At 39.9% G+C, this 18,701-nt stretch carries 14 protein-coding genes and 5 tRNA genes; 18 read left to right on the forward strand and 1 reads right to left on the reverse strand.

All coding sequences use genetic code 11. The annotated features are described in order from the left end of the window. Positions 1-30: 30 nt before the first annotated feature. Positions 31-1,824 (reverse strand): aminopeptidase P family protein, encoded by a 1,794-nt coding sequence (locus HXN26_RS06245; protein WP_273159653.1) that lies wholly within the window; start codon positions 1,822-1,824, stop codon positions 31-33. Positions 1,825-2,626: 802 nt separating this feature from the next. Between HXN26_RS06245 and HXN26_RS06250 the strand changes: the two genes are divergently transcribed. The 18 genes from HXN26_RS06250 to rpoC all read left to right on the forward strand — a co-directional run bounded on the left by HXN26_RS06250 (position 2,627) and on the right by rpoC (position 18,622). Beyond that, complete coding sequence (locus HXN26_RS06250; protein WP_273159655.1) at positions 2,627-3,787, forward strand: serine hydrolase domain-containing protein; 1,161 nt, start codon at positions 2,627-2,629, stop codon at positions 3,785-3,787. Between the two features lie 185 nt (positions 3,788-3,972). After that, positions 3,973-4,164: a 30S ribosomal protein S21 gene (rpsU, locus tag HXN26_RS06255; RefSeq protein ID WP_025000424.1), complete on the forward strand. Its 192-nt coding sequence runs from the start codon at positions 3,973-3,975 to the stop codon at positions 4,162-4,164. A gap of 73 nt (positions 4,165-4,237) precedes the next feature. Next, positions 4,238-5,119 carry a tyrosine recombinase XerC gene (locus HXN26_RS06260; protein ID WP_273159657.1) on the forward strand — a complete coding sequence of 294 codons (882 nt, stop codon included), beginning with the start codon at positions 4,238-4,240 and terminating at the stop codon, positions 5,117-5,119. 23 nt (positions 5,120-5,142) lie between these two features. Further along, positions 5,143-5,439 carry a ribosome hibernation-promoting factor, HPF/YfiA family gene (gene hpf, locus HXN26_RS06265; RefSeq protein WP_025000426.1) on the forward strand — a complete coding sequence of 99 codons (297 nt, stop codon included), beginning with the start codon at positions 5,143-5,145 and terminating at the stop codon, positions 5,437-5,439. Between the two features lie 103 nt (positions 5,440-5,542). Continuing rightward, positions 5,543-5,616, forward strand: a tRNA-Thr gene (locus HXN26_RS06270). 16 nt (positions 5,617-5,632) lie between these two features. After that, positions 5,633-5,714, forward strand: a tRNA-Tyr gene (locus HXN26_RS06275). A 66-nt stretch (positions 5,715-5,780) separates the two neighbouring features. Next, positions 5,781-5,853 (forward strand) — tRNA-Gly (locus HXN26_RS06280). 7 nt (positions 5,854-5,860) lie between these two features. Next, positions 5,861-5,932 (forward strand) — tRNA-Thr (locus HXN26_RS06285). A gap of 71 nt (positions 5,933-6,003) precedes the next feature. Next, complete coding sequence (tuf, locus tag HXN26_RS06290; protein ID WP_273159659.1) at positions 6,004-7,194, forward strand: elongation factor Tu; 1,191 nt, start codon at positions 6,004-6,006, stop codon at positions 7,192-7,194. A gap of 50 nt (positions 7,195-7,244) precedes the next feature. Beyond that, positions 7,245-7,317 (forward strand) — tRNA-Trp (locus HXN26_RS06295). Positions 7,318-7,332: 15 nt separating this feature from the next. Continuing rightward, positions 7,333-7,524 carry a preprotein translocase subunit SecE gene (gene secE, locus HXN26_RS06300; RefSeq protein ID WP_036888977.1) on the forward strand — a complete coding sequence of 64 codons (192 nt, stop codon included), beginning with the start codon at positions 7,333-7,335 and terminating at the stop codon, positions 7,522-7,524. Positions 7,525-7,537: 13 nt separating this feature from the next. Then, positions 7,538-8,083: a transcription termination/antitermination protein NusG gene (gene nusG / locus HXN26_RS06305; RefSeq protein WP_025000429.1), complete on the forward strand. Its 546-nt coding sequence runs from the start codon at positions 7,538-7,540 to the stop codon at positions 8,081-8,083. 54 nt (positions 8,084-8,137) lie between these two features. Next, on the forward strand, positions 8,138-8,578 hold the full coding sequence (gene rplK, locus HXN26_RS06310) for a 50S ribosomal protein L11 (RefSeq protein WP_273159662.1): 441 nt from the start codon (positions 8,138-8,140) through the stop codon (positions 8,576-8,578). 21 nt (positions 8,579-8,599) lie between these two features. After that, the gene (rplA, locus tag HXN26_RS06315; protein WP_025000431.1) at positions 8,600-9,292 is read left to right on the forward strand and encodes a 50S ribosomal protein L1; all 693 of its coding nucleotides are present in this window, start codon (positions 8,600-8,602) and stop codon (positions 9,290-9,292) included. A gap of 18 nt (positions 9,293-9,310) precedes the next feature. Then, positions 9,311-9,829: a 50S ribosomal protein L10 gene (gene rplJ, locus HXN26_RS06320; RefSeq protein ID WP_273159664.1), complete on the forward strand. Its 519-nt coding sequence runs from the start codon at positions 9,311-9,313 to the stop codon at positions 9,827-9,829. Positions 9,830-9,888: 59 nt separating this feature from the next. After that, complete coding sequence (gene rplL / locus HXN26_RS06325; protein WP_025000433.1) at positions 9,889-10,266, forward strand: 50S ribosomal protein L7/L12; 378 nt, start codon at positions 9,889-9,891, stop codon at positions 10,264-10,266. Positions 10,267-10,421: 155 nt separating this feature from the next. Beyond that, on the forward strand, positions 10,422-14,231 hold the full coding sequence (rpoB, locus tag HXN26_RS06330; RefSeq protein ID WP_273159666.1) for a DNA-directed RNA polymerase subunit beta: 3,810 nt from the start codon (positions 10,422-10,424) through the stop codon (positions 14,229-14,231). Between the two features lie 26 nt (positions 14,232-14,257). Continuing rightward, positions 14,258-18,622, forward strand: coding sequence for a DNA-directed RNA polymerase subunit beta' (gene rpoC, locus HXN26_RS06335; RefSeq protein WP_273159668.1), 4,365 nt, complete (start codon positions 14,258-14,260; stop codon positions 18,620-18,622). Positions 18,623-18,701: the final 79 nt, after the last annotated feature.

An 18,701-nucleotide genomic window follows, 5' to 3' on the forward strand; every position in this document is an offset into this window, starting at 1 on the left:
TTGTTTGTTAATTACATTTTTAGTTGTAAATTAGCGATTTACAGCAGCTGTATTAGCAGCAAGCCATTCTCTTTCTCCCTCGTTTAGGTGAGGAGAGAGTGCTTCGTACACTCTTGCGTGGTAGTTATTGAGCCACTTCACCTCTTCATCGGTGAGCAAGTCAAAATCGATTGGTGTTGTGTCAATAGGTGCGAGCGTGAGTGATTCGAACTGTAGGAAGGTGCCAAAGTCTGTTTTCTTGTAAGGCTTAATATATAAGGTATTCTCTATTCGTACTCCAAATTTGCCTATAAGGTAAATGCCTGGTTCGTCGGTAACGGTCATTCCAGCATGCAATGGGGCAGGTCTCCATTCCATACGTATCTGATGCGGCCCTTCATGCACGTTCAAATAACTTCCAACACCATGCCCAGTGCCGTGCATAAAGTTATATCCTTCGCGCCACATAGTCTGCCGTGCAAAGGCATCAATCTGAGAACCGCATGCTCCATCAGGGAATTTGCAAAGGTCAAGCTGTATGTGTCCCTTCAGAACAAGGGTATAAATGCGACGCTGTTCTTCGGTAATGTCGCCCAATGCAATGGTGCGTGTAATGTCGGTTGTACCATCTTGGTATTGCGCACCGCTATCAATGAGTACCAATCCACGTGGTTCTACAGGTATATCTGTATCTGGTGTAGCTTCGTAATGCACAATAGCGCCATGTGCCTCGTATCCAACAATGGTGTCGAACGATATGCCTCTAAATAAATCTTGCTCTTCACGGAGCGATGTTAGTTTCTTTTCGAGCGATATTTCGGTTTGTCCTCCTGCTTCAACAGCGGGCTTAAGCCACTTTAAGAATTTCACCATTGCTATGCCATCTCGCAACATGGCATGTTTGAAGCCTTCTATTTCGGTGTCGTTCTTTATAGCTTTCATTGCAGGAATGGGCGATGTTCCAACTACAGCGCGGCTACTTTCGAAGCTGTTATATACCTTGTGGGTCATTTCGCTGCTGTTAACAAGCAATGCATTACCATCATATTCCTGCAATGCCAATGTGAGTTCGCGATAGTCTTTTGTTGTTATCTGTTCTTTTTCAAGATAGGTTTGAACTTCTGTTGTCAGCTTATCGTGATCGATAAATAGGGTAGCCTTCGTTGCATCAATGAGGAGATAAGAAACGAAAACAGGGTTACAGTGCACATCACTGCCTCTTAAATTCAACACCCAAGCTACTTCATCGAGTGCAGAAACTAAGAGACCATCGGCTTGTTGTTCTGCTAATGCTTTACGAATGCGTGCTAATTTCGATGCAGTTGCCTCTCCAGCATATAGTAAAGGCTGTATTTCTATCTTGTTTTTCGGTATGGAAGGGCGGTCATTCCATATCTCTTCCAATGGATCAAAGTCGGTATGAACATAGAAATCGCCTCTATCGCGTAAGTCCCAAATAAGTTCAGTAGCATAAATTTCCGAGCAAAGCCACCCATCAATGCCTATATTAACGTCTTCGCAGCCTTTAAACTCATTCGCTAACCATTCCGAAACCGACGGAGTACCCTCTATACGCTCTTTCATTAGAACGAAGTCGGTTCCCTTCAGTTGTTCTTCTGCAGCAATGAAATAACGCGAGTCTGTCCAAAGAGCAGCACTCTTTAAGGTTACTACTGCTGTTCCTGCAGAACCATTGAAGCCCGAAATCCACTCACGACCTTTCCAATGGTCGGGTATATATTCGCCTTGATGAGGGTCAGTACTTGGGAATATGAATGCAGAAAGATTTTTTTTCTTCATTAATTGGCGCAGTTTCTGCAAACGTTCCTGTATTTTGTTCTTCATAATTTTGTTGTTTTTGTTTCGATTTTGCAGTATTTAGATGTCGGACAACTCTTGCTTTCTTATGGTCCTTGTCCGCACAATGTGTCATGAAACGTTTATTTTTTAAAGGTTGTGTGAACTGTTTAACGACACGTGCCACAAAGTTAAGAAAAATAACAGAACTGCAAAAGAATAAGCATCTTAAAGTTTTGGTTACCACATGTTTTATGTATTGACTTGTATTTGTTAGGGTATATAGACCTCATATTTTACATCTTGAATTATTAAAAATTGTATATAAATGTTTAATGCAGAAACTTAAGCGAGATCGTTGAAATAGAATCGTGAAACAATAAAAATGCTGTTGTTTTACAAAAAAATAGTTCTTATTTTTTAAAACAACCGCTTTTAAAATGTAAAACCTATGCTTTTGTCTTGCAAAAGAGCCTCTTTTGCGATGCAAAACAACTACTTTTGTAGTGTTATATTGGTTCTATAGGTCGTTTTTATTGTTCGTTCTATGACTAAACCCCCTGTACTTTATTGCACATTTATACCATAGATAGGATGTAAATATCTTATAATTAAAAGTTTGAATTTGCACATAAACCTTGCGCTTATTTACGAATGATCTTCTTTTAGTTCGTAAAACTCGCATTCTTGCCATTGTTTCACGCTCTATTTTTAACAGAATAGTGTTGTGTTTGAATATTATTAACATTTAGGTAGGGGCTAAAATGGATTATAGGATTTTTGTTGATAAATTTTATTTCTCTACTTTTGTATTCGTATTTATGTAACGAGATGAACTAAAAACAAGTTTATGAAGAGATATTTTACGTTTGTGTTCTGTTTTGTATTGATGACGATGCTGAACTCGTGTATTGTCTTTCGTGAAATGCGCGCATTGGTGAACCACTCACCCAGTATTCGTGATGGTCGGCTGTTTGCCCACGATACCATTGCCCACGATGCCAATAATGTTTTTTGTTTTGCCGAATTGCCATCGTATCAACGTGTGTTGGATACTTTGAAACTTACGTTTGCTAATTACAAGAAGCCTATAAAGGATAAGACTTTTGCTGAATATACCTGTTTGGATGGTGGAGCATCGGCATTTATCATCATTCAGAACGACACGATAAAGTACGAACATTACAATGGTTGGCTGAAGAAATTGGGTCATTCTAATATCTTTTCTGTGTCTAAATCAATAACTGCGCTGATGTGTGGAATAGCCGTAAAGGAGGGGAAAATACGGAGTATAGACGACTATGTTACCGATTATGTTCCGGAATTGCGCAATGCTGACGAGCATTTTCAGCGGCTGACGATACGCCATTTGCTAAATATGCAGGCTGGTCTAAAGTATAGTGAAAACTATTCTAATCCATTTTGCTCAATGGCATTGCTGTATTTTGGGCACAATTCCGTTAAACAGATAAAGAAATTGAAGCTTAAAGATGAGCCGGGAACAAAATATGAGTATAACAGTATGACTACTGCTATATTGAGCTATGTGTTGGAACGGGCGACGAGAGTGAAGTATGCGACTTATCTCAGTGAAAGGCTTTGGAAGCCACTGGGTATGGAAACACAGGCAGCTGTAACACTCGATAGTAAGAAACACTGCAATGCAAAGAGCTATGGAGGCATAAATACCAATGTACGCGACTTGGCAAAGATAGGCAGATTGGTGCTGAATCAAGGCAATTGGAACGGAAAACAGATTCTCGATTCTGCTTGGATAGCGCAGATGTACGTCCCTGCAATGAAAGAAGACAAAGATAAATACTCTTTAGGTTGGTATAATTTTACCAACAGTAAAGCTATTTCTGCTGAAGGGCTTTTCGGTCAAAATATCTTCATTTATCCTAAATATAATGTTATCGCCGTACGTTTAGGCGAAAATAAATGGTACAAATACGATGTGCTTGTGCGTGATTTAGTAGACTTACTTGCGAAGAAGAGAATTAAATGGTAAGTCATAAGAAGGTAAAGAAAAAGTCGTGGAAACTATGTTTTAGTACTTTTCAAGTGTCAAAAACGTAGAAAATATAGCCAATTATTTGGTAGATAGGAAAATAAGCCGTAATTTTGCACCCGCTTAAAGTGGCGTAGTGTCGCTTGGCAAACGTTTAACATATTAATAAATAAAAACTAAAAAGCATGATTATTGTACCAGTTAAGGACGGTGAGAACATTGAAAGAGCGCTCAAAAAGTTTAAGAGAAAGTTTGAAAAAACAGGCGTAGTAAAAGAACTTCGTTCTCGCCAGCAGTTTGACAAACCTTCTGTTAAGAAGCGTTTGAAGATGGAACGTGCCGTTTATGTACAGCATCTTCGCGACGCAGAAGAGTAAAATTCTTGCGTAAAAATTTGGTAGTTCAAGGAAAAATCCGTAATTTCGTTGCCAAGAGTTAAGCATTTGCAACGTGTTGAGCATAGAGAACTTTTTGAAGTACTTGCGTTTTGAGCGGAACTATTCGCAAAAAACAATAGACAATTACAGGGCAGATTTAGAACAATTTGAACTGTTCTACAAAAAGTTGGAAGCCAGCCTATCTTGGGAAAGTGTCGATTCTGACATTATTAGAGACTGGATAGAACAAATGATGGATAAAGGGAATGCTTCTGCTTCGGTTAACCGAAGGTTGAGCGCCCTTCGTTCTTATTATCGTTATGCGCTGAAAAGAGGACTCGTAGATACCGATCCAACTTACAACATCCAAGGACCTAAAAGAAAAAAATCCTTGCCTCAGTTTTTAAAAGAAGCTGAAATGGATAGGTTACTTGACCGGAGGATGTGGACGAATACTTATAAAGATGTACTCGCGCGTACAATAATAATAGCATTTTATTCTACAGGCATCAGAGTTTCCGAACTCATTGGGTTAGATATAAAGGATATAAACTTTATTACTCGTGAGTTAAAAGTAACGGGAAAGCGCAATAAACAGCGCGTTATCCCATATGGTGAAGAACTCGAAACAACGCTGAAGGCTTATTTGCATAGGCGTAATTCCGAAATAGGAGCGTGCGAAGCCCTGTTCGTAACCGAGAAAGGAGAGCGTGTTACCGATACTTTGGTAAGAACAATGGTAAAGGCTAACCTTGCAAAAGTCTCAACATTGAAGAAGAAATCACCACATGTGCTACGGCATACGTTTGCGACAGCAATGCTAAACAATAAAGCTGGATTGGGAAGCGTGAAAAAACTGCTCGGTCACAAGAATATTGCAACGACAGAAATATACACGCATGTAACCTTTGAGCAGTTGAAGGAGACATATAAAGAAGCCCACCCAAGGGCATAACCTTAAAATAAAAGGAGGTAATTATGGATATTAAGATTCAAGCAATTCATTTTGACACTACCGAAAAATTAGAGGCTTTCATCAATAAGAAAGTCGAAAAACTTGAAAAAACTTACGAAGATATTCAGAAAGTTGAGGTGCAATTGAAGGTTGAGAAGCCTGCTGCAGCAATGAATAAAACTACAAGTTTGACGGTTTCAATACCAGGAAATAAACTATTCGCAGAAAAAACTTGCGATACCTTCGAGGAAGGAGTAGATTTATGCTTAGATGCTATGAAGGTCCAACTCACCAAAGCAAAGGAAAAACAAAGAAAATAATAAAAAAAAACCTCTATTTCTTGGAGGATAAAAAATAAAGCAGTATCTTTGCAGCCGTTTTACGACTAATTGTAAATAATGAGTAGCCAAGCGGCTGCAATCCGCCTCTTTAGCTCAGTTGGCCAGAGCACGTGATTTGTAATCTCGGGGTCGTTGGTTCGAATCCGACAAGAGGCTCTACTTAAAGATAATAGGGTAGTTTCCAGAGTGGCCAAATGGGGCAGACTGTAAATCTGCTGCTTCTAGCTTCGGTGGTTCGAATCCATCACTACCCACACAAGTAGAGAGATACTTGCCGTATTAGTCGACTTTCATTTTGAACAGAGACTAAACGGAGAAATGCGGAAATAGCTCAGTTGATAGAGCACTAGCCTTCCAAGCTGGGGGTCGCGGGTTTGAGCCCCGTTTTCCGCTCACTCTTGCTGTAATAGCTCAGTGGTAGAGCACTTCCTTGGTAAGGAAGAGGTCCTGAGTTCAACTCTCAGTTACAGCTCTACTTTTCTCTTCTATTACAGATAAGAAAGAAAAACAAAGATTATTCATTTATAAATTAAACAATAAGCTATGGCTAAAGAGACATTTCAGCGTACCAAGCCGCACGTAAACATTGGTACAATTGGTCACGTAGACCACGGTAAGACTACATTGACAGCTGCCATTTCTAAAACCCTTCACGATAAGGGCTTTGGCGGTGAGGAAGCTAAGTCTTTTGATCAGATTGACAACGCTCCTGAAGAAAAGGAACGTGGTATTACCATCAACTCTTCACACATTGAGTACGAAACTGCAAAGCGTCACTATGCACACGTAGATTGTCCGGGTCACGCCGACTATGTAAAGAACATGGTTACTGGTGCTGCTCAGATGGACGGTGCAATCTTGGTTTGTGCTGCGACAGATGGTCCTATGCCTCAAACACGTGAGCACGTATTGCTCGCTCGTCAGGTAAACGTACCTCGCTTGGTTGTATTCTTGAACAAGTGTGATATGGTTGATGATGAGGAAATGCTTGAACTTGTAGAAATGGAGCTCGGCGAAATCCTTACACAATACGAATATGAGGAAGATACTCCAATCATTCGTGGTTCTGCGCTTGGTGCTTTGAATGGTGTTGAAAAGTGGACTGATAAGGTTATGGAACTCATGGATACTGTAGATGAGTGGATTCAAGAACCTCCTCGTGCAACTGATAAGCCATTCTTGATGCCTATCGAAGACGTATTCTCAATCACTGGTCGTGGTACCGTTGCTACAGGTCGTATCGAAACTGGTGTTATCCATGTAGGCGATGAAGTTGAATTGCTCGGTCTGGGCGAAGATAAGAAATCTACTGTTACTGGTGTGGAAATGTTCCGTAAGCTTCTTGATGAAGGTCAGGCTGGTGATAACGTAGGTTTGCTTCTTCGTGGAATTGATAAGGCTGAAATTAAGCGTGGTATGGTACTTTGCCATCCAGGTCAGATTAAGCCTTACAAGAAATTCAAGGCTTCAGTTTATATCTTGAAGAAAGAAGAAGGTGGTCGTCATACTCCATTTGGTAATAAGTATCGTCCACAATTCTACCTCCGTACAATGGACTGTACAGGTGAAATCACATTGCCAGAAGGAATTGAAATGGTAATGCCTGGTGATAACGTGGAAATTAAGGTTGAACTTATCTACGCTGTAGCTTTGAACGCTGGTCTCCGTTTTGCTATACGTGAAGGAGGTCGTACAGTAGGTTCTGGTCAGATTACAGAGGTTTACGAAGATTAATTCGATATACCATATTAAATAGATTCCCGTTACGACGGGAATCTATTCTTACGGGTTTAGCTCAGTTGGTAGAGCACTGGTCTCCAAAACCAGGTGTCGAGGGTTCGAGCCCTTCAACCCGTGCTAAAAGAAGATTATATGTTTAAGAAAATCTTAGAATACTGCAAGGATTGTTATAACGAACTTGCGCATAAGACAACATGGCCAACACGTGCCGAACTTACACATAGTGCGATGATAGTATTATCTGCTTCCCTAGTCATTGCTCTCGTTGTGTTTGTTTTTGATTTCATATCACAGCATGTGATGGGATTAGTATATCCTGGCTAAATCATTAGGAAGAATGGCTGAAACAGAAAAGAAATGGTATGTACTTCGAGCAATTAGTGGTAAAGAAGCAAAGGTAAAAGAATATATTGATGCTGAGTTACGACAAAACTTGAAGTTAGCAGGGAGTGTTTTCGAGGTTTTACTGCCTACTGAAAGTCATGCTTCTTTGCGTAATGGTAAGCGAGTTGTTACCGAGAAGTTAAGTCTTCCTGGTTATGTGCTTGTCCAGGCCAATATGAATTCGGAGATAGCTTCAATACTCCGTTTTATGCCTAATGTTTTAGGATTTCTAGGTGGAATGGCTGAGCCAACGCCTGTTCGTCAGGTAGAAGTGAACCGACTACTTGGAAATGTTGAAGATTCTGTACTTGAAGAAGTGTCAGATATACCATATACTGTTGGAGAATCCGTTAAAGTTACTGATGGTCCATTCAGTGGTTTCCATGGTATTATTGAAGATGTCAATACCGAGAAACACAAACTGAAAGTTATGGTTATGATATTTGGACGACAAAATCCTTTGGAGTTGGGTTTTATGCAAGTATCGAAAGAAGAATAAATTGTTACGAGTATTCTTCTTTTATATATATAAATTTTAAATATTAACAAAGAAATGGCTAAAGAAGTTGCTGGATTAATCAAATTACAGATTAAAGGTGGCGCTGCGAATCCTTCTCCCCCTGTAGGACCTGCATTGGGTTCTAAGGGAATTAACATAATGGGTTTTTGCAAGGAATTCAACGCCCGCACCCAGGATAAGGCTGGTAAAGTTCTTCCAGTTGTTATTACATACTACAACGACAAGTCTTTCAGCTTTGTTATCAAGACACCTCCGGCTGCTATTCAGTTGCTAGAGGCTGCCAAGGTAAAAGGCGGTTCAGGCGAGCCCAACCGTAAGAAAGTTGCATCAGTAACTTTGGAACAGGTTAGAGCGATAGCAGAAGACAAGATGCCTGACCTCAATTGCTTTACAATTGAGAGTGCAATGAAACTTATCGCTGGTACTGCGCGTAGTATGGGAATCACTGTAAAAGGGGACTTCCCTGGTAAATAATATTAAACTTCAAAAGTAAAAATGAGTAAACTGACAAAAAATCAGAAATCAGTAGCTGAGAAGGTTGAACTAGGGAAAGCATACTCTTTGACTGAAGCGTCTAAACTTGTTAAGGAAATTACTACAACAAAGTTTGACGCATCTGTTGATGTTGATATACGTTTGGGAGTAGACCCTCGTAAGGCAAATCAAATGGTTCGAGGCGTGGTTACTTTACCTAATGGAACTGGTAAACAGACACGTGTGCTGTGTCTCTGTACTCCTGATCAGGAAGCTGCAGCTAAGGAAGCTGGTGCTGATTACGTTGGTCTTGATGAATATATTCAGAAGATCAATGGTGGATGGACAGATATTGATGTAATCATTACAATGCCATCTTGCATGGGTAAGGTTGGTCCCTTAGGTCGAGTACTCGGTCCTCGTGGCTTGATGCCAAACCCAAAGAGTGGTACTGTGACTATGGATGTTGCGAAAGCAGTTAAGGATGTAAAGTCTGGAAAGATTGACTTTAAAGTTGATAAAGCTGGTATTATCCATACTTCAATTGGTAAAATCAGTATGTCTGCTGAACAAATATTTGGTAATGCTAAAGAATTTATTTCCACAGTTGTCAAATTGAAGCCAGCTGCTGCTAAAGGTACATATATTAAGAGTATCTTTATTTCAAGCACAATGAGTAAGGGTATCAAGATTGATCCTAAATCAGCTGAGTAACTCTAAAAGTTTTGTAAAATGAAAAAAGAAGTTAAAGATACGATTATCACTTTACTTGGTGAGAAACTTAGGGAATATCCTCATTTCTACCTTGTAGATGTAACTGGGTTGAATGCTGAGGCTACAAGTTCTCTACGTCGTAAGTGCTTCAAAAGTGAGATTAAAATGGTTGTTGTAAAAAACAATCTCCTCCATAAAGCTTTTGAGGCTTCAGATTTAGATTATGAACCTCTCTATGGTTCTTTGAAAGGAAATACCGCTATTATGTTTACACAAGTAGCTAATGTTCCTGCAAAGCTCCTAAAAGAATATACCAAAGAAGGTGTACCTGCTTTGAAAGCAGCATATGCTGAGGAGTCAATGTTCGTTGGTGCTGATAAACTAGAAGAACTTGCTGCTCTTAAGAGCAAGAATGAACTTATTGCAGACGTTGTTGCATTGCTTCAATCTCCAGCAAAAAATGTTGTTTCAGCTCTTCAATCTGGCGCAAACATAATACATGGTGTGCTTAAGACTTTAGGAGAGCGTCCTGAATAGTACATAACAAGTCAAAAATTACATTAATAACAGAAAATAATTAAAATATTTAGAATAAAATGGCAGATATTAAAGCTATTGCAGAAGAATTAGTAAATCTTACTGTTAAGGAAGTAAATGAGTTAGCAACTGTCCTCAAGGACGAGTATGGAATTGAGCCTGCTGCTGCAGCTGTAGCAGTTGCTGGTCCAGCTGCTGCTGGTGCAGCTCCTACTGCTGAAGAAAAGACAGAGTTTGATGTTGTGCTCACAGAAGCTGGTGACAACAAGCTTAAGGTTGTTAAGGCCGTTAAAGAAGCTTGTGGTCTTGGTTTGAAGGATGCTAAAGATCTTGTAGATGGGGCACCCTCTACTATCAAGGAAGGAGTAGCTAAAGCTGAGGCAGAAAACTTGAAGAAGCTCATTGAAGCTGAAGGTGCTAAAGTAGAGTTGAAATAAGACTCTCATATGTGGTTGATGCTTTTATTATAGCATAAAATCACTTTTTATAAAATGGTTAGGATTTACTAAGTAGGTGAATCCTAACCTTTTTGTGTCTCTTGACACTTTACGCTTGTATTGTGGTATTACCACGAACATTATAAATGATATTTATGGCAACAAAAAATAAACCCAGAGTAAACTTCGCCAGTGTAAAAAGTCCGTATCCTTATCCTGACTTTTTAGATTTACAATTAAAGTCGTTTCGCGATTTTTTACAACTTGACACTCCGCCTGAGGAACGCAAGAGTGATGGTCTATATAAGGTGTTTGTAGAAAATTTCCCAATTACTGATACACGTAATAATTTTGTACTTGAGTTCCTTGATTATTATATTGATCCGCCTCGATATTCCATTTCAGAATGTTTGGAACGTGGGTTAACTTATAGCGTACCATTGAAAGCAAAAATGAAACTCTATTGTACTGATCCTGATCATGAGGATTTTGGCACATTTATACAAGATGTTTTCCTTGGCACAATTCCTTATATGACAAGTAATGGTACATTTGTCATAAATGGTGCCGAGCGAGTTGTTGTATCTCAATTACATCGTTCTCCGGGTGTTTTCTTTGGTCAAGGAGTCCATGCGAATGGGACCATACTTTATAGTGCACGTATAATACCATTCAAAGGCTCTTGGATTGAGTTTGCGACAGACATTAATAATGTAATGTATGCTTATATCGATCGTAAGAAAAAGTTGCCTGTTACAACAATGCTGCGTGCAATAGGATTTGAAAGTGATAAAGATATACTTCAAATTTTTAATCTGTGTGAAGAAATTAAGGTTAATAAAAAGAACATGAAGGCTGCCTTAGGACGTAAGTTGGCTGGTAATGTTATGAAGAGTTGGAACGAGGATTTTGTTGATGAAGACACTGGAGAAGTTGTATCTATTGAACGTAATGAAGTAGTTGTAGAGCGCGAAACAGAAATCACTGATGATAATCTTGATATTATTCTTGAAAGTGGCGTATCTTCAGTGCTTTTGCATAAAGACGAAGATATTGCAAACAAATACTCTATTATTTTCAATACTCTAGCAAAAGATCCTAGCCATTCCGAAATTGAGGCTGTAAATTATATTTATCGTCAGTTGCGAAATGCAGATGCTGCTGATGATGCTAGTGCAAGAGAAGTATTCCAAAACTTATTCTTCTCTGATAAGCGCTATGATCTTGGTGAAGTAGGTAGATACAGAATCAATAGAAAGTTAGGACTAGAGACCGATATGGATGTTCGTGTCTTAACTAAAGATGATATTATCGAAATTATCAAGTATTTGATTAACCTCGTAAATTCAAATGCAACTGTTGATGATATTGACCACTTATCAAATCGTCGTGTTCGAACAGTCGGAGAACAACTAGCTAATCAGTTCTCAATAGGTTTGGCTCGTATGAGCCGTACAATTCGAGAACGTATGAATGTACGTGATAATGAAGTATTCCAACCAACTGATTTGATTAATGCAAAGACAATTTCCAGCGTTATTAATTCATTCTTTGGTACCAATCCATTAAGCCAATTTATGGATCAAACAAATCCACTGGCAGAAGTTACTCATAAACGTCGTCTTTCAGCATTAGGTCCTGGTGGTCTTTCTCGTGAACGTGCTGGTTTTGAAGTCCGTGATGTTCATTATACACACTATGGACGTTTATGCCCAATTGAATCACCTGAAGGTCCAAACATTGGTTTGATTTCTTCCTTGTGTCTTTATGCAAAAATTAACGACCTTGGTTTTATAGTTACGCCATATAGAAAGGTTACAGATTCAAGGGTAGATTTAGATAACGAGCACGTTGTTTATATGACTGCTGAAGAGGAAGAAGACCTTCCTGTAGGACAGGGTAATGCGCCATTGAATTCTGATGGAACATTCATTCGAGACTATGTGAAGTGTCGTCAAGATGCAGATTATCCTGTTGTGGAACCAAGTCAAGTAACTTTAATGGACGTTGCTCCTCAACAGATAGCATCAGTTTCAGCTGGTTTAATTCCGTTCTTAGAACACGATGATGGTCACCGTGCTTTGATGGGTTGTAACATGATGCGTCAAGCCGTTCCTTTGCTTCATAACGATGCTCCTATTGTAGGAACAGGTTTAGAAAAGCAAGTTTGTGATGATTCACGAACGATGGTAACAGCAGAAGGTGATGGCGTTATAGAGTATGTAGATGCAACAACAATCCGTATTCTTTACGATCGTACAGATGATGAAGAGTTTGTAAGTTTTGAGCCAGCTTTAAAGGAGTATCATATTTCTAAGTTCCGTCGCACCAATCAAAATATGGTGGTAGACCTTCGTCCTATTTGCAATAAGGGACAGCGTGTTAAGAAAGGTGATATACTTACCGAAGGTTATGCAACCGAGAACGGTGAATTAGCACTTGGACGCAACCTTCTTGTAGCTTATATGCCTTGGAAGGGCTACAACTACGAAGATGCTGTTGTTATTTCAGAGCGAATGGTTCGTGAAGATGTACTTACATCTGTGCATGTAGACGAGTATTCTCTTGAGGTTCGCGAAACAAAACGTGGTGTTGAAGAGTTTACAGCCGATATTCCTAATGTTAGCGAAGAAGCAACGAAGGATCTCGATGAAAATGGTATCATCCGTATTGGTGCACGCGTTGAGCCCGGCGATATAATGATTGGTAAGATTTCTCCAAAGGGAGAAAGCGACCCATCACCTGAAGAAAAGTTACTCCGTGCCATCTTCGGTGACAAGGCGGGTGATGTTAAAGACTCATCTTTGAAGGCCAACCCGTCTTTGAGTGGAGTTGTTATTGACAAGAAATTGTTTGCACGTGCTATCAAGACACGCGAAAGCAAGCGTCATGATAAAGCTACATTAATACGTCTTGATGAAGAGCAAGAAGCAAAAATCAATGATCTAAAGGACTTGTTAGTTGATAAACTTCTTGAATTAACTGAAGATAAAGTATCGCAAGGTATTAAAGATTATTCAAATGCAGAGATTATTACCAAGGGAACAAAATTCACTATGGCTGCTTTGAAGAATCTTGACTATGAAGGAATTCAGTCAAATGGTTGGACAGATGATGAACACACCAACCTTATGATTCAAAAGCTTATCATGAACTACATTCGTAAGTATAAGCAAATGGATGCTGAACTTAAGCGTAAGAAATTTGCAATTACTATTGGTGATGAATTACCATCAGGTGTTTTACAGATGGCAAAAGTATACATTGCTAAGAAACGTAAGATTCAGGTAGGTGATAAGCTTGCTGGTCGTCATGGTAATAAGGGTATAGTTTCTAAGGTTGTTCGTGCAGAAGATATGCCATTCCTCGAAGATGGTCGTCCAGTAGATTTGGTATTGAACCCTATGGGTGTGCCTTCTCGTATGAACCTTGGTCAGATTTTTGAAGCTATCCTTGGTGCTGCAGGGCAGAAGTTGGGAGTGAAGTTTGCTACTCCAATTTTTGATGGTGCTAAACTTGACGATTTAAATGAGTGGACTGACAAGGCAGGCTTGCCTCCAATGTGTTCTACTTATATTTATGATGGTGAGACTGGGGAACGTTTCGACCAACCAGCAACAGTAGGAATAACCTACTTCTTGAAGTTAGGTCATATGGTTGAAGATAAGATGCACGCACGTAGTATTGGTCCATACTCACTTATTACACAACAACCACTAGGTGGTAAGGCACAATTTGGTGGACAGCGATTTGGAGAAATGGAAGTTTGGGCTATTGAAGCATTTGGTGCTTCACACGTACTCCAAGAGATTTTGACAATTAAGTCTGACGATGTTGTTGGACGTTCTAAAGCATACGAATCTATTGTTAAAGGAGAACCAATGCCAACACCAGGCATTCCTGAATCATTGAACGTGTTGCTTCACGAGCTTCGCGGTCTTGGATTAAGCATCAAACTTGATTAATTTGCACACCCCAAAATTAAAGAAACATGGCTTTTAAAAAAGATAATAAAGTTAAGAGTAATTTTAACAAGCTCACTATTGGACTTGCTTCTCCAGAGGAAATACTTGAAAATTCATTCGGAGAAGTAACAAAACCCGAAACGATAAACTATCGTACTTATAAACCCGAACGCGACGGCTTGTTCTGTGAACGCATCTTCGGTCCTACAAAAGATTATGAATGTGCTTGTGGAAAGTATAAGCGTATTCGTTACAAAGGAATTGTTTGTGATCGTTGTGGTGTTGAAGTAACTGAGAAGAAAGTGCGTCGTGAACGAGCAGGACATATTGAACTTGTTGTTCCAGTAGCACATATTTGGTATTTCCGCAGTCTTCCAAACAAGATTGGTTACTTGTTGGGTCTTCCAACAAAGAAGCTTGACAGTGTTGTATATTATGAGAAATATATTGTTGTGCAACCTGGTGTTGTGGAAGGTATGAAACATCCTGATACTGGCGAAGACTTAACTGGTTCTCACAAGTTTGATCTTCTCTCTGAAGATGAATACTTAGATATTCTAGATAATCGTTTACCAGAAGGTAACGAAAAATTGGAGAATTCTGATCCAAAGAAGTTTATAGCAAAGATGGGTGCAGAAGCTATCTATGACCTACTTACTGATATAGACCTTGATCGTTTGGCTGGTGAACTTCGCGATCGTGCAACAACTGATTCAAGTCAGCAACGTAAGACAGAAGCTTTAAAACGTTTACAGGTTGTTGAAGCTTTCCGTCAGTCGGAAGGTATTAATCGTCCAGAATGGATGATAATGAAAATAGTTCCAGTTACTCCTCCAGAGCTTCGACCATTGGTTCCACTTGATGGTGGTCGTTTCGCAACTTCTGACTTGAATGACCTTTATCGTCGTGTGATCATACGTAATAATCGTCTGAAGCGATTGATTGAAATAAAGGCTCCGGATGTTATTCTTCGTAACGAGAAGCGTATGTTGCAAGAGGCGGTAGACTCATTGTTTGATAATAGTCGTAAGTCATCAGCTGTTAAGAGTGAAAGCAATCGTCCTTTAAAGTCATTGTCAGACTCATTGAAAGGAAAACAAGGCCGTTTCCGTCAAAACCTTCTTGGTAAGCGTGTAGACTATTCAGCACGTTCTGTTATCGTAGTTGGTCCAGAATTAAAGATGGGAGAATGTGGTCTTCCTAAACTTATGGCAGCAGAACTTTACAAACCATTCATTATTCGTAAGCTTATTGAGCGTGGTATAGTAAAGACTGTAAAGAGTGCCAAAAAAATTGTAGATCGTCGCGAACCCGTTATTTGGGATATATTGGAGAATGTAATGAAGGGACATCCAGTGCTCCTTAATCGTGCTCCTACACTTCACCGTTTAGGTATACAAGCTTTCCAACCTAAACTCATTGAAGGTAAAGCAATTCAGCTCCACCCATTGGCCTGTACTGCGTTTAATGCCGATTTCGATGGTGACCAAATGGCTGTGCATCTCCCATTAAGCAATGAGGCTATCCTTGAAGCACAGGTGTTGATGTTACAAAGCCATAATATCTTAAATCCGGCTAATGGCGCACCTATCACCGTTCCTTCTCAAGACATGGTATTGGGTCTCTATTATATAACTAAAATTCGTCCAGGTGCTAAAGGTGAAGGTTTGTGTTTCTATGGAGCAGAAGAAGCTATCATTGCACACAATGAAGGACGTTGCGATCTTCATGCACAAGTGAAGGTCATTGTAGATGACCTTGTTGATGGAAAACTTCAGAAACGTATGGTTGAAACTTCTGTTGGTCGTGTAATCGTCAATCAGATTATTCCAACCGAGGTAGGCTTCTTTAATGGTATTATATCTAAGAAATCACTACGCGGTCTTATTGCTGATGTTATTAAATGTGTAGGTATGGCACGTGCTTGTGCTTTCCTTGATGGTATCAAAAACTTAGGTTATCGAATGGCTTATACCGCAGGTCTTTCATTTAACTTGGGCGATATTATTGTGCCTGAAGAAAAAGTAGATATCGTAGGTAAGGGGCAAGCTGAGGTAGATCAAGTAAAGGCTAACTATGAAATGGGTTTCATTACTGATAAAGAGCGTTACAATCAGGTAATTGATGCGTGGACACACGTAAACAATAACTTGAAAGCAAGCGTGATGAAGCACATGATTGAAGACGACCAAGGTTTCAATGCCGTTTATATGATGCTTGATTCTGGTGCCCGTGGTTCTGCTGACCAGATTGCACAGCTTGCAGGTATGCGTGGTTTGATGGCTAAGCCTCAAAAGGCAGGTGCTGAAGGTGCCCAGATTATTGAAAATCCTATCCTTTCTAACTTTAAGGAAGGTATGTCAGTGCTCGAATACTTTATTTCTTCACATGGTGCTCGTAAGGGTCTTGCCGATACGGCTATGAAGACTGCCGATGCAGGATACCTTACTCGTCGTTTGGTAGACGTTTCACACGATGTTATCATCAACGAAGAAGATTGTGGATCTCTCCGTGGTCTTGAGTGTCGTGCATTGAAGAATGGAGATGAAGTTATAGCTTCTCTTTATGAGCGTATTCTTGGTCGTGTATCTGTACATGATGTCATCAATCCTTCAACAGGAGAACTCATAGTTGCTGCAGGCGAAGAGATAACAGAAGCAAAGGCGAAGATTATTGACGAATCACCACTTGAAATGGTTGAAATTCGTTCTGTACTTACTTGTGAAAGCAAGCGAGGTGTATGTAAGAAGTGCTATGGTCGTAACCTTGCAACTGCTCGTATGGTACAGATGGGAGAAGCAGTAGGTGTCATTGCAGCACAAGCTATTGGTGAACCAGGTACTCAGCTTACACTCCGTACCTTCCACGCTGGAGGTATTGCTTCTAACGCAGCAGCTAATGCTTCTATTGTAGCTAAGAACGATTGCAAGATAGAGTTTGATGAGCTTCGTACAGTTCCATTTATTGATGATGAAGACCGCAATTGTCAAAAGGTAGTAAGCCGTTTGGCTGAAATCCGCTTCGTCGATACCAATACTGGTATTGTTCTCTTGACCGAGGGGGTTCCTTATGGTAGTGCACTTTATTTCAAGAGTGGCGACAAGGTTAAGAAAGGTGATCTCATTTGTCGTTGGGACCCATTCAACGCTGTTATTGTTAGTGAATATGCTGGTGTTCTCCGTCTACATGATGTTGTAGAAGGTGTTACATATAAGGCTGAAACCGACGATGCCACAGGTCTTACAGAGCGTATTATTACAGAGTCGCGTGACAAATCACGTGTTCCTACAGTCGATGTTGTACGTCCAGGTGCTAAGAAAGGTGCTGATGGACTATATGCAGCAGAAGATATATTTGGAACTTACAACTTACCTGTAGGTGGTCACTTGGAACAAATTGTTCAAGATGGTGCAGAAATTAAAACAGGTACAACTCTTGTTAAGATCCCACGTTCTGTAGGTGGTGCTGGTGATATTACCGGTGGTCTTCCACGTGTAACTGAACTTTTCGAAGCTCGTAACCCTTCAAACCCAGCTGTCGTATCAGAAATTGATGGTGAGGTAACAATGGGTAAGGTGAAACGTGGTAACCGCGAAATTATTGTTACATCAAAGACGGGCGACCAGCGCAAGTATCTTGTTAGCTTATCAAAGCAAATTCTAGTTCAAGAACATGATGCTGTGCGTGCTGGTACTCCACTTTCTGATGGTATTACAACACCTGCTGATATTCTTTCTATTAAGGGTCCAACGGCAGTACAAGAGTACATCGTTAACGAAGTACAAGATGTTTACCGTCTCCAAGGTGTGAAGATTAATGATAAGCACTTTGAAATTATCGTTCGACAAATGATGCGTAAAGTTCGTATTGAAGAGTCTGGCGATACCACTTTCCTCGAACAAGAACTTGTTGATAAACTCGATTTCTCGGAAGAGAATGATCGTATTTGGGGTAAGAAAGTAGTTACTGATCCAGGTGATTCAGAGAATTGCTACAAGGGACAGATTCTTTCTGTACGTAAGCTACGTGATGAAAACTCAAATCTTAAACGTCGCGATCTCAAACTTGTTCAAGTACGTGATGCAGTTCAGGCTACTGCTACCCAAATGCTTCAAGGTATTACCCGTGCAGCACTTGGTACAAAGAGTTTCATGTCAGCTGCTTCGTTCCAGGAAACAACCAAGGTACTCAATGAAGCTGCTATTCGTGGCAAGAATGATGATCTCGAAGGAATGAAAGAAAACGTAATCTGTGGACACCTTATACCAGCAGGTACTGGTCTTCGTCAATGGCAAAAGCTTATAGTAGGTTCTAAAGAAGAGCATATTCGTTTAGAAGCTAATAAAAAGAGCATTATTGATTTTGCAGATAAAGAAAACTCAGAGGGTTAAATCAACCATCTCTATACAACCTAAAATGAGGGTGTGTCAAAATTGATACATCCTCTTTTTTATGCACAAAGCTCCGACT

Source organism: Prevotella aurantiaca (genome assembly GCF_015262605.1).
GTDB lineage: Bacteria > Bacteroidota > Bacteroidia > Bacteroidales > Bacteroidaceae > Prevotella > Prevotella aurantiaca.

Bases quoted from the DNA above. Each gene is read 5' to 3' on its own strand.
- tuf (WP_273159659.1), top strand. From the start codon at position 6,004: ATGGCTAAAGAGACATTTCAGCGTACCAAGCCGCACGTAAACATTGGT.
- secE (WP_036888977.1), top strand. From the start codon at position 7,333: ATGTTTAAGAAAATCTTAGAATACTGCAAGGATTGTTATAACGAACTT.
- hpf (WP_025000426.1), top strand. From the start codon at position 5,143: ATGGATATTAAGATTCAAGCAATTCATTTTGACACTACCGAAAAATTA.
- rplA (WP_025000431.1), top strand. From the start codon at position 8,600: ATGAGTAAACTGACAAAAAATCAGAAATCAGTAGCTGAGAAGGTTGAA.
- rpoC (WP_273159668.1), top strand. From the start codon at position 14,258: ATGGCTTTTAAAAAAGATAATAAAGTTAAGAGTAATTTTAACAAGCTC.
- HXN26_RS06250 (WP_273159655.1), top strand. From the start codon at position 2,627: ATGAAGAGATATTTTACGTTTGTGTTCTGTTTTGTATTGATGACGATG.
- rplK (WP_273159662.1), top strand. From the start codon at position 8,138: ATGGCTAAAGAAGTTGCTGGATTAATCAAATTACAGATTAAAGGTGGC.
- HXN26_RS06245 (WP_273159653.1), bottom strand. From the start codon at position 1,824: ATGAAGAACAAAATACAGGAACGTTTGCAGAAACTGCGCCAATTAATG.
- rplJ (WP_273159664.1), top strand. From the start codon at position 9,311: ATGAAAAAAGAAGTTAAAGATACGATTATCACTTTACTTGGTGAGAAA.
- rpoB (WP_273159666.1), top strand. From the start codon at position 10,422: ATGGCAACAAAAAATAAACCCAGAGTAAACTTCGCCAGTGTAAAAAGT.
- nusG (WP_025000429.1), top strand. From the start codon at position 7,538: ATGGCTGAAACAGAAAAGAAATGGTATGTACTTCGAGCAATTAGTGGT.
- rplL (WP_025000433.1), top strand. From the start codon at position 9,889: ATGGCAGATATTAAAGCTATTGCAGAAGAATTAGTAAATCTTACTGTT.
- rpsU (WP_025000424.1), top strand. From the start codon at position 3,973: ATGATTATTGTACCAGTTAAGGACGGTGAGAACATTGAAAGAGCGCTC.